The organism is Bradyrhizobium sp. HKCCYLS3013 (assembly GCF_051167615.1).
Classification (GTDB): domain Bacteria; phylum Pseudomonadota; class Alphaproteobacteria; order Rhizobiales; family Xanthobacteraceae; genus Bradyrhizobium.
On sequence record NZ_JBNPTK010000008.1, the window covers coordinates 220,074 to 234,485 of the forward strand.

14 protein-coding genes and 1 other RNA gene are annotated in these 14,412 nt (G+C 67.0%); 11 read left to right on the forward strand and 4 right to left on the reverse strand.

What is annotated here, in order from left to right:
* Window positions 1-2 precede the first annotated feature (2 nt).
* A complete protein-coding gene (locus ACQR1F_RS17150; RefSeq protein ID WP_434913503.1) occupies window positions 3-644 on the forward strand; it encodes a glutathione S-transferase family protein in 642 nt (213 codons plus the stop codon).
* A gap of 243 nt (window positions 645-887) precedes the next feature.
* On the opposite strand, the gene ACQR1F_RS17155 is transcribed toward ACQR1F_RS17150, so the two are convergent.
* A complete protein-coding gene (locus tag ACQR1F_RS17155; protein ID WP_315804791.1) occupies window positions 888-2,129 on the reverse strand; it encodes a TAXI family TRAP transporter solute-binding subunit in 1,242 nt (413 codons plus the stop codon).
* A gap of 117 nt (window positions 2,130-2,246) precedes the next feature.
* A complete protein-coding gene (locus ACQR1F_RS17160) occupies window positions 2,247-2,702 on the reverse strand; it encodes a DsrE family protein (protein WP_315804792.1) in 456 nt (151 codons plus the stop codon).
* 1,114 nt (window positions 2,703-3,816) lie between these two features.
* Between ACQR1F_RS17160 and ssrS the strand changes: the two genes are divergently transcribed.
* From ssrS to ACQR1F_RS17175, 3 genes are all read left to right on the forward strand, one after another.
* Window positions 3,817-3,978: non-coding RNA, 6S RNA (gene ssrS, locus ACQR1F_RS17165), on the forward strand.
* A 119-nt stretch (window positions 3,979-4,097) separates the two neighbouring features.
* Entirely contained in the window at window positions 4,098-4,679 is a 582-nt protein-coding gene (locus tag ACQR1F_RS17170) for a 5-formyltetrahydrofolate cyclo-ligase (protein WP_434838673.1), read from the forward strand.
* Between the two features lies 1 nt (window position 4,680).
* Entirely contained in the window at window positions 4,681-5,505 is an 825-nt protein-coding gene (locus tag ACQR1F_RS17175) for a TIGR00282 family metallophosphoesterase (protein ID WP_434838614.1), read from the forward strand.
* Between the two features lie 9 nt (window positions 5,506-5,514).
* Here the strand turns inward: ACQR1F_RS17175 and ACQR1F_RS17180 are convergent, their stop codons facing one another.
* Together ACQR1F_RS17180 and ACQR1F_RS17185 are read right to left on the reverse strand one after the other, a co-directional pair.
* Window positions 5,515-6,945 (reverse strand): methyl-accepting chemotaxis protein, encoded by a 1,431-nt coding sequence (locus ACQR1F_RS17180; RefSeq protein WP_316177348.1) that lies wholly within the window; start codon window positions 6,943-6,945, stop codon window positions 5,515-5,517.
* Window positions 6,946-6,990: 45 nt separating this feature from the next.
* The gene (locus ACQR1F_RS17185) at window positions 6,991-8,739 is read right to left on the reverse strand and encodes a methyl-accepting chemotaxis protein (protein WP_315804795.1); all 1,749 of its coding nucleotides are present in this window, start codon (window positions 8,737-8,739) and stop codon (window positions 6,991-6,993) included.
* Window positions 8,740-8,959: 220 nt separating this feature from the next.
* On the opposite strand from ACQR1F_RS17185, the gene ACQR1F_RS17190 reads away from it, so the two are divergent.
* The 7 genes from ACQR1F_RS17190 to ybgC all read left to right on the forward strand — a co-directional run bounded on the left by ACQR1F_RS17190 (window position 8,960) and on the right by ybgC (window position 13,946).
* Entirely contained in the window at window positions 8,960-9,706 is a 747-nt protein-coding gene (locus ACQR1F_RS17190) for a YebC/PmpR family DNA-binding transcriptional regulator (RefSeq protein WP_315804796.1), read from the forward strand.
* 74 nt (window positions 9,707-9,780) lie between these two features.
* The gene (gene ruvC, locus ACQR1F_RS17195) at window positions 9,781-10,308 is read left to right on the forward strand and encodes a crossover junction endodeoxyribonuclease RuvC (RefSeq protein ID WP_434846198.1); all 528 of its coding nucleotides are present in this window, start codon (window positions 9,781-9,783) and stop codon (window positions 10,306-10,308) included.
* Window positions 10,305-10,922, forward strand: coding sequence for a Holliday junction branch migration protein RuvA (gene ruvA / locus ACQR1F_RS17200; RefSeq protein WP_315804797.1), 618 nt, complete (start codon window positions 10,305-10,307; stop codon window positions 10,920-10,922). The genes ruvC and ruvA overlap by 4 nt, the downstream gene beginning before the upstream one ends.
* Window positions 10,923-10,962: 40 nt before the next feature.
* Window positions 10,963-11,382, forward strand: a complete 420-nt coding sequence (locus ACQR1F_RS17205; RefSeq protein WP_015664393.1) for a cytidine deaminase — start codon at window positions 10,963-10,965, stop codon at window positions 11,380-11,382.
* On the forward strand, window positions 11,379-12,425 hold the full coding sequence (ruvB, locus tag ACQR1F_RS17210) for a Holliday junction branch migration DNA helicase RuvB (protein WP_315804799.1): 1,047 nt from the start codon (window positions 11,379-11,381) through the stop codon (window positions 12,423-12,425). Before ACQR1F_RS17205 ends, ruvB begins: the two co-directional genes overlap by 4 nt.
* An 84-nt stretch (window positions 12,426-12,509) precedes the next feature.
* Window positions 12,510-13,430 (forward strand): metallophosphoesterase, encoded by a 921-nt coding sequence (locus tag ACQR1F_RS17215; RefSeq protein WP_434892650.1) that lies wholly within the window; start codon window positions 12,510-12,512, stop codon window positions 13,428-13,430.
* A gap of 66 nt (window positions 13,431-13,496) precedes the next feature.
* Window positions 13,497-13,946: a tol-pal system-associated acyl-CoA thioesterase gene (gene ybgC, locus ACQR1F_RS17220; protein WP_316216520.1), complete on the forward strand. Its 450-nt coding sequence runs from the start codon at window positions 13,497-13,499 to the stop codon at window positions 13,944-13,946.
* Window positions 13,947-14,412 lie beyond the last annotated feature (466 nt).

The window sequence follows — 14,412 nt, forward strand, 5'->3', positions numbered from 1 at the left end:
GCATGCTGACAATCCATCATCTGGGGAAGTCCCAATCCGAGCGCATCGTCTGGCTCTGCGAGGAGCTGGCGATCCCATACGAGCTGAAATGCTACACGCGCGACGCCAGGACGGTCCTGGCGCCCGCGGAGTACAAGGCGCTGCACCCGATCGGCGCCGCGCCGGTCATTACCGACGGCGATCTGGTGCTCGCCGAATCCGGCGCCGTTGTCGACTACATCATCTCCAAATACGGCCAGGGCCGGCTGCGGCCAGGCCCCGATGATCCGAACTTCGCGCCATTCCTCTACTGGTTCCACTTCGCCAACGGCACCTTGCAGGCGGCGATGGGCCGGCTGATGATCCTCAACCGTCTCGATCTGCCCTACGACAATCCCATGCTCGGCGCGATGCGGGCGCGGGTCGATCGCGCCTTCGCGGCCGTCGAGGCGCGCTGCGGCGAGGCGGACTACCTGGCGGGGGCGGCGCTCACCACCGCCGACATCATGACCGTGTTCTCGCTGACGACGATGCGCTACTTCCTGCCTTACGATCTCAGCCCCTTCCCCAACATCCGCGCCTATCTGTCACGCATCGCCGCCCGCCCGGCCTATCAGCGGGCGATGGAGAAGGGCGATCCGGGGATGAAGTTGTTGTTGAGTTGATTGCAAGCAAGTTTGCGCGATCGCTCACGCGGCTGGCTCGGTGTACCTCGCCCCGCTTGCGGGGAGAGGTCGGATTGCATCGTCAGATGCAATCCGGGTCAGGGGGTACAGGTCTCACCAAGGACGCTCCCTGCGCGTCTGCCCCAACTCACACTTCCCGTGTGGCGGCCGCTCACCCCAACCCTCTCCCCGTAAGAACGGGGAGAGGGAGCCGACTGCCCGAGCCGCTATTGGCGGTCCCCCTCATCTCTGCCGCTTGCGGCTCCAGTCCAGGAACGAGCGATACAGCTCCTCCTTCTCCGCCTTCGAGGTCGGCGCCTTGGCCTGCGATTCGAGAAACGCCTCGAAGCGGTCCTGTTGCGAGAGACCGCCGGTCGCGGCGGGCGCCAGGCCGACATTGGCCTCCTTCTTCATCCGTTCCAGCACGGCGTCGACATACGGATAGCGCTGCCAGCCCGGCACCTGGGCCTCGAGATTGAGATCCTTCCAGCCCGGATGGAACGGCGGCTGCTGCAGCCGCGCGAGGTTGGTGAACAGCGTGTCGACGAAGCGGTTGACGCGGTCGGCGCGGTCGCTGCCCGGCTTCCAGTTGTAGACGGCCAGCACCGACGGCACGGCGATGGTTTCCACGGCGGTGTCAGGTGCGACCAGCCCTGGATAGGTGTCGGCCTTGATGCTGGTCGGATAGTAGAAATCCGAGAATTGCTGCGTGTACGGCACCGGCACGAAGTGGAATCCGGGATCCGCCTTCTTGCCGCTGAACAGCTCGCCGGGCTTGGAGGCGACATAGACCATCGCGGCGATCTCGCCCTTGTGCAGCTTCTCCAGCGCGACAGGGCCACCGACCGCGACCGGCTCTATGTCGATGCCGAGGCGCCGGAAGATCAGCGGGCCGGTGTGGGCGGCGGCGACGCCCGCCGTGCCCACCGCGACCTTCTGGCCCTTCAGGTCCTGCAGCGTCTTGAACTCGTCGCGCGCATAGATGTGCACGTCGGAGATGAAGAAGCGCAGCACGTAGCGGATGCGGTCGTTGATGTTGGAAAGACCGGCCTGCCTGGCGTAGAAGTCGAAGGCGTCGGCATAGGTGATCGCGACGTCGACGCCGCGCAGATAGAGCAGGTCGGCGATGTTCGAGGTGGTGCCGCGCGTCACCATCGGGATCAGGCGCATGTTGTCGCCATCGTCCATCGTCCGCGCCATCTCGCTGGCGAAGCGCACGAAGCCGCCGTCGGGCAGGCCCGCGGCCAGGCCGACGGTCCATTGGTTCATGCGCGTCTTGATGGCGGCTTCGTCCGAGGCGCTCCGCGGCTCGCGGGACTCTGAGACCCGAGGCTCGACGGTCCGCCGTTCCGACGCGCGCGCAGGCTTGATCGAGAGCGGAGCGGCGGACTGCTCTTGCGCGCGCACCGCGCCGACGGGGGTGAGCAAGGCAGCCGAAAGCGTTGCCAGCGCCAGCAGCGCCGGCCGGGCGAGTACTCTGTGCATGTGACTAGTCCCCGATCGCGTCTGCTCGCCATTCCCCCGAGCAGACTGATGACACAGATCAATCCAAGATCGTATCTCAATGAGCCCTAAACCTGGCAGTTTTGGGGCAAGAACTACTTAAGGTTTCAGGTAGCTCCAGCCGCTCTCCTGCAATTCCATCAGCCTCACTGCGCCCGAGGGCACCAGGCTCGCTTCGGCGACGATCGCAATCGGATGTCCTTCGCGTTTCTCCATGCCGCGCTTGGTGATGTTGCAGGCGGAGAATTTGATCTTGGCGGGAAAGCTCAGCTCGGCGATCTGCTTGAGCCGGTCCTTCACCGGCGAGGTATCCTCGCGCAGCATGTTCAGCCCGGGTCCATAGGTGACGAGCTCGATCTCGACCTCCTCGCCCTTCTCCTTGAACGTCTCCATGATGTTGGTGGCGTTGTTGAGCGCCAGATTCATGATCGCCGGATCGTTCTGATCGACCTGGATCGCGACGCGATGGATCTTGACGTCGGCGGCGAGGCCCGCTCCAGCCGGCGCGATCAGCAGCGCGCAGGCGGCCATGACAGTTGTGAGATTGAAGCGCATGCCAGGACTCCGATGTACGATACAGGGCATTGGGATGTGGGCATGATCTGCCACAACCTCAGCTCCCAGTCGATGGGCCTGAATCGTGGCAAGACTATGCGCTGCCGCGGGAGATGCGGCGAGGAGGGCGGTGATGATGACGGCAATGCCGGAGATGAGAGGGATGGCTGGCATTGATGTGGATGACGATTGGGATTGAAGAGGCGCGATGACCTCCGCCGTCGCCAAGCCCGCCGCTATTTGGTTGCGTCTCGCACCCTCGCCGGATGGATGCCTCTCCGCCAACTGCTTTCCTCTGCCGCACGACGGGTAATCCGCGCATACGCGCCCTGCGCAAACTGCCCGTCGCGTTACGATGTCGCAGGCTGCGTCACTTGTCTCGTCGGGCAAATCAGGCGGATGCTTCCGCTCGTCCTGCTGCCGCATGAGGGGCGTGTCGCGACCGTCACGAGACGTTGGCAGTGGGATGCGATGGGCGTGGATTGCCGCAGCGTGAGTCACATCGCGCGGACGAACGGCGATGCACGTACGGTCAAGTCGCGTGGTCCTGACACCCCGATGCTGGTGTTCCCTTTGCGACGACGCTTGAGGCGTCGCGCGGAGCATGGTGGCCAACAAGCCCGGCGCACCAGGGAGATCGCGAAGCAGCCGTTCCAACCGTCGCGCAGGGAAGGCCGGGTGTTTCCGGCTGCACCTGTGGTACCTGCCGCCTGCATTTTTTGAGCAGGCGGGCCACGGGCGTCAGCCGACGCCCGGCCTTCCCTGCGCCCTCTGTTCACGGAGGGCGATCGAAGTTCAACAGCTCGGACGCTACGCGCCGCGAGGAGTCGAAGCCATGGCCGACGCCGAATCCACCGTGATCTGCACTGGAATGAAAGGCCCCGCGGCAATCGGCTCAGCAGGGATCAGCCCGGCTGCCGCCACCCCACCGCTGTCGTCGCCCGCGAAAGCGGGCGATCCAGTACGCCGCGGCCTCTCGGCTGAGCCACTGCCGTCACGGCGGACTGGGTCGCCCGGTCAAGCCGGGCGACGACACCGAGGATGGGCGACGGCGTCCCGTCCCAATCCGTCGGCACCGCTGGCAAAATCACCCCGCCATGGTTACATTGCGCCGGCGAGGCTGCGACGCGCGTCCGGAACCAACATATCCCCGGGGCCTTATCGATCCTTTAGGGAACTGTCCCTGGCCAGGTCCGTGGACCTGGACATATGGTGCCCACCTACTTTCGTAGGGAACTCCGGGATCGAGCGTTTCAACGGCGATTGCGGCTTCGCGCTTGTCTCTCTCCTCTTTGTATCTCTCCTCTGCCCCTTCGATTGCCGACCTGCTGCGTTTCTGAGAACGTTGGAGTGCCCGCGTCCGCGCGCTCTTGACGGAGGTCCCGCCGCATGCCGATGAAGGCCGTCCAGCACACCAAGCAGCAGCTGCGGGCTGCAGCCCTGGCCGCGCGCGATGCGCTGAGCGACGAGGCGCGCAGCGCCGCGGCGGAGGCCATCGCGGTGCGAGGGCTGCCCTTCGCGCTGGAGCCGGGCCAGGTGGTCTCGGGCTATGCGCCGATTCGCAACGAGCTCGATCCGGTGCCGCTGATGCGCGTGCTGGCGACGAAGGGCGCGCGGCTGGCGCTGCCGGTCATCCTGGCGCGCGGCCATTCGCTCTCTTTCCGGGCGTGGTCGCCGGGCGATCGGCTGACATTGGGCTCGCTCGGCATCCCCGAGCCGTCGCCGGTCGCGGCCGAGCTGGTGCCGGACGTGATGCTGGTCCCGCTCGCCGCCTTCGACCGCACCGGCCACCGCATCGGCTATGGCGGCGGCTACTACGACTACACCTTCTCGCACTTGCGGAAGACACATCATCTCATCGGCGTCGGGCTCGGCTTTGCCGTGCAGGAAACCGAGGCCATCCCGGCCTTGGCCCACGACGCGGCGCTGGATTATGTGCTAACCGAGCGCGAGACCTTGGATTTCCGGAGCAATTGAATTGCGAATTCTCTTCGTCGGCGACGTCGTCGGCCGGGCCGGCCGCAGCGCCGTCTCGGACCACCTTCCGGGCTTGATCCGCGATTGGGCGCTCGATCTCGTCATCATCAATGGCGAGAACGCGGCCGGCGGGTTCGGCATCACCGAGGCGATCTATCAGGAGCTGGTCGATGCCGGCGCCGACGCGGTCACGCTCGGCAACCACTCCTGGGACCAGCGCGAGGCGCTGGTGTTCATCGAGCGCGCGCCGCGCCTGGTGCGTCCCGCGAACTATCCGGCGGGCACGCCCGGCCGTGGCGCCGCGCTGATCGATGCCAAGAACGGCGCCCGCGCGCTGGTGGTCAACGTGCTCGGGCGCGTGTTCATGACGCCGTTCGATGATCCGTTCGCGGCTGTCGGCCGCGAGCTCGGCGCCTGCCCGCTGCGCGAGGCGGCGGATGCTGTTGTGGTCGACGTGCATTGCGAGGCCTCCAGCGAGAAGCAGGGCATGGGCTATTTCTGCGACGGCCGCGCCAGCCTCGTCGTTGGCACCCATACGCATGTGCCAACGGCCGATCACCAGATCCTGCCCGGCGGCACCGCCTACATGACCGATGCCGGCATGACCGGCGATTACGATTCCATCATCGGCATGCAGAAGGACGAGCCGTTGCGGCGCTTCCAGTCGGGCATCCCGTCGGCGCGGTTCGAGCCGGCGACGGGCGAGGCGACGTTGAGCGGGGTGGCGGTCGAGACCGACAACGGCACCGGGCTTGCGATCAAGGTCGCGCCGGTGCGGATCGGCGGCCGGCTGTCGCAGACGAGGCCGGCGTTCTGGGGAGGATGAGAGCCTGCGTCAGGCCTTGAGGCGAAAGCCCATCCGGAACGCGCCCCAATGCCGCCCCTTGATGACGATCGGCGCGGACAGGTCCTTCATCAGCACGAACTGCCCGCCGCCCATGTCGCGGCGGTAGGTCTGGAGCAGAAACGGCTTGTTGCTGGCGGCGGCGACTTTCTTCACCGCGCGGTCGTCGAACAGCCGGCGGTTGCGGCAGTTGGCGTTGTTCCAGACCGGATCGGGCCCCTGCGGCCTGCGGTAGTTCGGATTGTGCGTCGGCAGATAGCCGCCGCGCGCCCAGGCGACGCAGAACACGATGCGCGGGTCGCTGCCCTGGATCGGGTCCTGGATCGCGGGCAGCACGCGGTCGGTGAACTCGACGTAGCGCGTCATGTACTGCTTGGGATTGGTGCCGGGGATCTCGCGATAGGTCTCGTCCATCAGGTCGGCGAGCGTGATCTCGCCGCGGTCGATCGCCGCCTCGAAGGTCGCCGAGATCTGCCGGGCGGTGTCGACGACGGTCTTGATCAGCGGCGCGTCCGTGGTCTGCACGCCGCTTTCGGCGATCAGCCCGATCAGCGCCTCGGAATGATCGAGCAGCTTGGCGATGCGGCTGTCGGCCTGTTTGAGCTCGACCGAGGACTGGTCGACGCCCTTGGCGAGCTCGTTGAGCTCGCTGATCACGGCGTCGCAATGCGCGAGGTTGGAGGTCGCGGCCTTCGCCACGCCGTCGATCTCCTGGCCGACGCTGGTGAAGCCGTCCTGGACGCGGACGATGATGCCGCCGATCTGCTGGGCGCCTTCACCCGCTGTCTTGGCGCGCGACGAGGCCTGCCCGCTCTCGCCGAGCAGGCTCTTCACCTGGGAGTCAAGCCCGCGCAGGGTATCGCCGATCTCCTGGGTGGCTTGGCGGGTCGCCTCGGCGAGCGACTTCACCTCGCTCGCGACGACGGCAAAGCCGCGGCCGGCGCTGCCGGCGCGCGCGGCCTCGATGGTGGCGTTCAGCGCCAGCAGGTTGGTCTGCTTGGCGATCGCCTCGATCGCCACCGAGACCTTGGCGACCTGCGACAGCGCATCGCCGACCGAGCCGAGCCGCTGCTCGATGCGCTCGACGGACTCGACCAGTTCGGCGATGTGCCGCACCGCGGTGTCGACCACGTTGCGCGACTGGGTGATGTCGCCGACCGCGGCGGTCGTGGCCGATTGCACCGCCTGCGAGGCGGTGGCGATGTCGTGATTGGCCGCGACCATGGTCTTGGCCGTGGCCTGCAGATGCCCGAACCGCTGCGACTGGTAGCTGACGCGGTTGGCGACCTCCTGGACGTTGCCGGCGACGTCGGCGAGCTCGACGCCGAGGCCCCCGATGCGGTCGGCGATCTCGTCGATCAGCCGCTCGGCGCCGGTGCGCGCGTCGTGACTTTCCAGAATGGCGCGTTGCGCGACCGACATGTCCAGACTCCCGGGCTTGATAGGATCAGAAAATCGCCGCTTGGCTCACAATTTGTAGGCGGTGCGGAAGCCGCCCCAGTGCCGGCCGCGGACGCGGATCGGTACGTCGATTTCGCGCATCATGATGGTGTTGCCGTTGCCCATGTCGCGCGCGTAGCTCTGGATCAGATAGGGCCGCTGGTTGCGCCCGGCCGCGAGCCCGGCCGGATCGTTGAAGATGCGGCGGTTGCGGCTGTTGGCGGTATTGAAGGCGACATCGCCCGGCCGCTGCGGATGCGAATAGATCTTGTTGTGCACCGGCAGATAGCCGTTGCGGTCGATCGCGACGCAGAACGCCAAGCGCTGGTCCTTGGCCAGGAAGGCCTCCTGGAACGCAGGCAGCGCGCGCTCGGCCCAGTCGAGGATCCGGCTGCGATGCTGCTGCGGATTGGTGCCGGGGATCTCGACATAGTTGGTGTCGAACATGTCCTCGATCGTGACCTCGCCGCGCGCGACGGCGCTCTCGAACATCCGGTTCAGCTCGGTGCCGGCTTCCATGGCGCGGGTGACGAACTCGTTGTTCTCCTCGTGCAGCGCCCAGAGCTTGTCCTCGATCTTCTCGCGCAGTTCGGCACTTGGCGCATCGAACCGCGCCTGGGCGCCGGCCTTGACCTGCTCGGTGACGCGCAGGCGGCACGGACCGACGTCCTCCAGCACGGCGTCGAGACGCTCGTTCACGGGCAGGCGGCTGGCATCTGGGCCGGTGATCAGAAGGCCGTCGTTGGAAATCTCATAGACCGGCGCATCGATCGTACGTGCGCCCGACTTGATCTCGAGCTTGAGGTGACAGGGCAGACGCTCGCTGCCGCTGCGCACGGGCCGATCGCCCTGCCGCAGCAGCACGGCGCAGCGCGCCTTCAGCTTCTGGGCGTACATGGTCACGGCGCGCCCGGCGTTCGTGACGCGCTCGCCATAGCTCTCGGCCTGCTGGGTGGCGCTGCCGATGTCGGCGGCGCTGTCGACCACCGAGGATATGAACTGCGAGGCCTGGGCCGCATTGTTCGACATCTCGCCGGTGGTCTGGTTCTGTTCGGCGACGGCGCCGTTGACGTTGGTGAAGACGGGGCGGATCGCCTCGATCGCCTGGGCGATTCGGTGGACGGCGTCGGCCGAGCCGGCGGCGTCCTTCTGCAGTGCCTCGATCTTGCGCGTGATCTCCTCGGTCGCGTTCTGGGTCTGCACGGCGAGGGCCTTGACCTCGGTCGCGACCACCGCGAAGCCGCGGCCGGCCTCGCCGGCGCGGGCGGCCTCGATGGTCGAGTTGAGCGCGAGCAGGGTGGTCTGGCGCGCGATCTGGGAGATCAGGTTGACGACGTTGCCGATCGCCGCCGAGGATTCGCGCAGGCGGTCGACGTTGGCCTGGGCTTCCGTGGCGGCGGCGCTGGCCTGGTCGGCGAGCTGGCCGGCGTCCTGGACCTGGGCACGGATACCGTGGGCGGACTGGGTCACCTTCTCCGCGGCGTGGGCGAACGTCGCCGCCGTTCCTTGCGCGGCGCTGCTGCGCCCGCTCAGCGCATCGGCGCGCTGGCGAATGTCCGTCAGCGTCCCCGCCGTCGCCTCGGCGCCGCTGGCGACCGCATCGGCGGCGCGCTCGAGCTGACGAATCATGCCGCCGAGTTCCAGCTCCAGCAGGTCGAGGATGGCCTTGGCCGAATCGGCATCCGACGACGTCGGCGGCTCCGGCGCGGCCACCGGCTTCGGTTCGGCCACCGGATCGGGCGCAGAGGGTCGTCTTGCAAGGAAACCAAACGCCATGGGGTGGGCCCCGGTGCGGGTGAAAAGGTGCAGAGGGGCGGGATCGTTGCACTTGACTGTGAAGCCATGGTTAACATTGGCTTATGCTGCAGGGCACCCGGCCGGCTTCCCGAAGGGGGCAGCCACCGCAGAATCCACCTCAAATCTTTGATTTTGCCGATTCCCGGCCTATAAGGCCGCGCTTCCCTCATTGATCCCCTACGATTGCAAGAGACCTCGCATGGCCGGCCATTCCCAATTCAAGAACATCATGCATCGCAAGGGCCGGCAGGATGCGATGAAGTCCAAGCTGTTCGGCAAGCTGGCGAGGGAAATCACCGTCGCCGCCAAGCTCGGCACGCCGGACCCGGCGATGAACCCGCGCCTGCGCGCCGCCGTGGTCGCCGCCCGCGCCGAGAACATGCCGAAGGACAATATCGAGCGGGCCATCAAGAAGGCGCTCGGCGGCGAGGGCGACAATTATGCCGAGATCCGCTACGAGGGCTATGGCCCGGGCGGCGTCGCCGTCATCGTCGAGGCGCTGACCGACAACCGCAACCGCGCCGCCTCCGATATTCGCTCCTATTTCACCAAGTCCGGCGGCAATCTCGGCGAAACCGGCTCGGTGTCGTTCATGTTCGACCGCGTCGGGATCATCGAGTTCGACCGCAGCGTCGCCTCTGACGACGCGGTGCTGGACGCCGCGATCGAGGCCGGTGCGGATGACGTGATCTCGGGCGAGGGCGGCCACGAGGTCTATGCCTCGCCGGACAGTTTCCACGAGGTCGCCAAGAACCTCGAGGCCAAGTTCGGCGAGCCGCGCAAGGCGGCGTTGACCTGGAAGCCGCAGAACACGGTGGCGGTCGACGACGAGACCGGCGAGAAGCTGTTGAAGCTGATGGACCTCCTGAACGAGCACGACGACGTCCAGAACGTCTACGCCAATTTCGAGATTTCGGACGCGCTGATGGCGAAGATGGGCGGTTGACGGACGCTTGACCACGTCGTTCGTGCGTTCCGTTTATGTTTCCATCGGTGCGGCGCAAGGCTATCTCTGAACCCATGAAAGCCCAGCCGATTCGCGCAGCCGTCCGCATCATCGGGATCGATCCTGGCCTCCGCCGCACCGGCTGGGGCGTGATCGAGAGCGAGGGCAACCGCCTAATCTATGTCGGCTGCGGCTCGGTCGAGCCGCCCGACGACCTGCCGCTGGCGAACAGACTTCTCGCCATCCACGAGGGTCTCGCCAAGGTCCTGAATGACTTCCAGCCGCTGGAGGCCGCGGTCGAGCAGACCTTCGTCAACAAGGACGGCGTCGCCACCCTGAAGCTCGGCCAGGCTCGCGGCATCGCGATGCTGGCGCCAGCGATGTTCGGAATTTCGGTCGCCGAATACGCCCCCAACCAGGTCAAGAAGACCGTGGTCGGCGCCGGGCACGCCGACAAGGGCCAGATCGCGGTGATGCTGAAGATCCTGCTGCCGAAGGCCGAGCCGCAGTCGGCCGACGCGGCGGACGCGCTCGCGATTGCGATCACCCATGCCCATCACCGCCAGGGCCAGGCGCTGCGCATGAAGGTGGCCGGGCTATGATCGGCAAGCTGAAGGGGCTGATCGACTCCTATGCCGAGGACTTCGTCATCCTCGATGTCGGCGGCGTCGGCTACCAGGTGCACTGCTCGGCGCGCACCTTGCAGGCCTTGCCGTCGCCCGGTGAAGCCGCCACATTGTCGATCGAGACCTATGTGCGCGAGGACCAGATCAAGCTGTTCGGTTTTCGCTCGGATGTCGAACGGGAATGGTTTCGCCTTTTGCAGACCGTGCAGGGCGTCGGCGCCAAGGTCGCGCTCGCCGTCCTCGGCACTCTGCCGCCGGCCGATCTCGCCAACGCCATTGCGCTGCGCGACAAGGCCGCGGTGGCGCGCACGCCGGGCGTCGGTCCGAAGGTCGCCGAGCGCATCGTGACCGAGCTGAAGGACAAGGCGCCGGCGTTCGCCGATGTCGATCCCGGCGTGGTGCGGCTGTCCGGCGCCATCGAGGAGTCCCGCGCGCCGCAGCCGATTGCGGACGCGATTTCGGCGCTCATCAATCTCGGCTACGGCCAGCCGCAGGCGGCCGCCGCCATCGCCGCCGCCTCGCGTACGGCCGGCGACAAGGCCGAGACCGCCCAACTCATCCGCCTCGGCCTCAAGGAGCTGGCGAAGTAGGTCGCCGCACCGGGCGAGCAGAAGGACAACGATCTTCACCATGGTGAGCAAGAAGGACAAGGAGCTGATCGAGGCGGCCGCATCAGCGGTGAAGAGCCGCTATCGCAACGATTGGCAGGAGGTCGGCGCAGCCATGCGCACGCGCGACGGCCGCATCATCACGGGCGTCAACATCGATGCCTATCTCGGCCGCAACGCCGTCTGCGCCGAGGCCATCGCGATCGGCCGCGCCATCACGGAGCACGGCGACCACGGCATCGAGACCATCGTCGCGGTGCGCCATCCCAAGCCCGGCGAGCCCGGCGAGGTCGCCGTGGTCTCGCCCTGCGGCACCTGCCGCGAGCTGATCCACGACTATGATGCCAAGGCGCGCGTCATCGTGCCGTCGAACGGCAAGGGGCCTGCGGCGGTGACCATCGGCGAGCTGCTGCCGAACAAGTACAGGCGCGGCAACGAATGAAGCCGCCTGCGCGCATGGTCAGTCCTGAGCGGCGCTCCGATGATGTCGGCGACACCGCGCTGCGTCCGCAGCAGCTGTCGGAGTTCGTCGGCCAGCAGCAGGCGCGCGCCAATCTGTCGATCTTCATCGAGGCGGCGCGCAAGCGCGGCGAGGCGCTCGACCATGTGCTGTTCGTCGGCCCGCCCGGCCTCGGCAAGACGACCTTGGCGCAGATCGTGGCGCGCGAGCTAGGTGTCGGCTTCCGCGCTACCTCGGGTCCGGTCATCGCCAAGGCCGGCGATCTCGCGGCGCTGCTGACCAATCTCGAAGAGCGCGACGTGCTGTTCATCGACGAGATCCATCGTCTCAGCCCGGCGGTCGAGGAGGTGCTCTATCCCGCGATGGAGGACTTCCAGCTCGACCTCATCATCGGCGAGGGACCGGCCGCGCGGTCGGTGAAGATCGATCTGTCGAAGTTCACCCTGGTCGGCGCCACCACCCGCGCGGGCCTGCTGACCAATCCGTTGCGTGACCGCTTCGGCATCCCGATCCGCCTGAACTTCTACACCGTCGAGGAGCTCGAAGGCATCGTCACGCGCGGTGCCCGCGTGCTCGGAGTCGGCATGACCGCGGACGGCGCCAACGAGATCGCGCGGCGCGCCCGCGGCACCCCGCGCATCGCCGGCCGGCTGCTGCGCCGTGTGCGTGACTTCGCCTCGGCGGCAAACGCGGACGCGATCGATCGCGCCATCGCCGATCACGCGCTGAGCGCGCTGGAGGTCGATGCCGCCGGGCTGGACGCGATGGACCGGCGTTATCTCTCGACCATCGCGCTGAACTACGGCGGCGGCCCGGTCGGCGTCGAGACCATGGCGGCGGCGCTGTCGGAGCCGCGCGACGCGATCGAGGACATCATCGAGCCCTATCTGATCCAATGCGGCTATCTGCAGCGCACGCCGCGCGGCCGGCTGCTGACCACGCACGCGTTCAAGCATCTCGGCCTGGCCGAGCCGAACCGCGATCCCAGCCAGTTCGGCCTGTTCGGCAATGAGGACGATGATTAACGAAACTGCTGACAATCTGCACAGACGCACCCGAAATCGGTTGCAATGATCAGGGAGAAGGGAGCCGCTGCGAGGAGTTTATCGATGCTGTCACGCCGTCGCTTTCTGTCATTCTCAGGCGGTCTTGCCGCGACCGGTTTTTCGACTGCGACCTATGGCGTCGGCATCGAGCCGCTCCGTCTCGGCGTCACCGACTATCACATCCATCCGCACAACTGGCCCGCTGGGCTGAGACTGAAGATCGCGGCGATCGCCGATATCCATGCCTGCGATCCGTGGATGTCGCTGGTGCATATCGACGGGATCGTCCAGCGTGCCAATGCGCTGCAGCCGGATCTGATCGTCCTGCTCGGCGACTACGTCGCCGGTCATCGTCATCACATCGGACGCATCGACGCCGCCGCCTGGGCGCCGGTGCTCGGCGGCCTGAAGGCGCCGCTGGGCGTGCACGCCATCCTGGGCAATCATGATTATTGGGATGATCGAACCGTGCAGCGCGACGGCCGCGGCGCGCCGTATGCCCAGAAGGCGCTCGAGGCCGCCGGCATTCCCGTCTACGAGAACGACGTCGTGCGTCTCACGAAGAACGGCCATGCCTTCTGGCTTGCCGGCCTCGGCGATCAGTTGGCCTACATGCCGGCGCGCCGCTTCCGGCCGATGCCGCGGATCGGCATCGATGATCTCGCAGGGACGCTGCGCAAGGTGACGGACAGCGCCCCGGTCATTCTGCTGGCGCACGAGCCCGACGTCGCGCTTCGGGTGCCGCCGCGCGTGGCGCTGCAACTGTCGGGGCATACGCATGGTGGCCAGATCCGCCTGCTCGGCTGGTCGCCGGCCGTTCCCGCGCGCAATGGCGTCAATCTGGCCTACGGCCACATCCGCACCCAATGCGACGTGATCGTCTCCGGCGGCCTCGGCTGCAGCATCATGCCAGTCCGGATCGGCATGCCGCCGGAAATCGTGCTGGTCACCGTCGGCAGGGAACCCGTCGAGGTGACGTCCTAGCCTGCTCTTGCGCTGGCCGTTGAACTGGGCGAAACGATCGCGATTTCCGGCTATCGAGGGCGTCCCTTGACCCATCACCATCTCGACGGCGAGATCCGCGACGGCCGTCACCACATGCAGGTCCGCGTCTACTACGAGGACACGGATTTCTCAGGCATCGTCTACCACGCCAACTACCTTCGTTTCATGGAGCGCGGCCGTACCAATCACCTGAGGCTGATGGGCGCCGAGCAGCACGCGCTGTTCGCGGAGGCGGCAAGCGAAGCCCCGGGTTTCGCCTTCGTGGTGCGCTCGATGACGCTCGACTTCCTGCGGCCGGCCCGTATGGACGACGTGCTCGACGTCGTCACCTGGCCCGTGGCGGTGAAGGGGGCGTCGATCACGCTGGCGCAGGAGGTCAGGCGCGGCGAGGAGGTGCTCGTCAAGGCCGACGTGAGAGTCGCGTTCATCAGCGGCGGCAGGGCGCAGCCGATACCGAAAGCGCTGCGCGACCTGATGAAGGCGGACATCGCCTAAAGACGTGCTAACGGCGGGGCGGGCGGAGGGATGAAGATGCGACTGCCGGCGATCGCGACCTCGCCGCCGTCCAGTCGGCCGCGCCATTTGCGCCGCGAACGCGGCGACAGCTCCGAGAATAGGCTCTTTCAGCCGAAGGCGGCTGCGACGGAGGGACGTGGCGGCCAACGTCGCTGCCATTGGCATGCTCGCAGTGCTTGCCGCGCCCGTCGCATCGCGCTGAGTCGGACGGGCGTGATCGGAGTTGCCTAGCCCGTCCAGCACTGTCCTCCGCGGAGCAACGTGCGGGACGGACACGCGGCGCCTACGGGCAGAACCAGGCCGGTCCGATCTGCATGCAGCCCCGGCGGTGATGGTCGTGCGGGCGGAAGCGATAGCGGTGCCAGCCGGCAGGAGGACCGTGACGCCGTCCGTCGTGGCCGCGATAGCCGTGACGTCTTTGCTCGTGCTGCCAGCGACCGTCTCC

Excerpts from the sequence above, each read along its gene's own strand:
- ACQR1F_RS17190 (WP_315804796.1), top strand. The coding sequence starts at position 8,960 with ATGGCCGGCCATTCCCAATTCAAGAACATCATGCATCGCAAGGGCCGG.
- ACQR1F_RS17180 (WP_316177348.1), bottom strand. The coding sequence starts at position 6,945 with ATGTCGGTCGCGCAACGCGCCATTCTGGAAAGTCACGACGCGCGCACC.
- ACQR1F_RS17155 (WP_315804791.1), bottom strand. The coding sequence starts at position 2,129 with ATGCACAGAGTACTCGCCCGGCCGGCGCTGCTGGCGCTGGCAACGCTT.
- ACQR1F_RS17170 (WP_434838673.1), top strand. The coding sequence starts at position 4,098 with ATGAAGGCCGTCCAGCACACCAAGCAGCAGCTGCGGGCTGCAGCCCTG.
- ACQR1F_RS17185 (WP_315804795.1), bottom strand. The coding sequence starts at position 8,739 with ATGGCGTTTGGTTTCCTTGCAAGACGACCCTCTGCGCCCGATCCGGTG.
- ACQR1F_RS17150 (WP_434913503.1), top strand. The coding sequence starts at position 3 with ATGCTGACAATCCATCATCTGGGGAAGTCCCAATCCGAGCGCATCGTC.
- ruvA (WP_315804797.1), top strand. The coding sequence starts at position 10,305 with ATGATCGGCAAGCTGAAGGGGCTGATCGACTCCTATGCCGAGGACTTC.
- ruvC (WP_434846198.1), top strand. The coding sequence starts at position 9,781 with ATGAAAGCCCAGCCGATTCGCGCAGCCGTCCGCATCATCGGGATCGAT.
- ACQR1F_RS17205 (WP_015664393.1), top strand. The coding sequence starts at position 10,963 with ATGGTGAGCAAGAAGGACAAGGAGCTGATCGAGGCGGCCGCATCAGCG.
- ACQR1F_RS17160 (WP_315804792.1), bottom strand. The coding sequence starts at position 2,702 with ATGCGCTTCAATCTCACAACTGTCATGGCCGCCTGCGCGCTGCTGATC.
- ruvB (WP_315804799.1), top strand. The coding sequence starts at position 11,379 with ATGAAGCCGCCTGCGCGCATGGTCAGTCCTGAGCGGCGCTCCGATGAT.
- ACQR1F_RS17215 (WP_434892650.1), top strand. The coding sequence starts at position 12,510 with ATGCTGTCACGCCGTCGCTTTCTGTCATTCTCAGGCGGTCTTGCCGCG.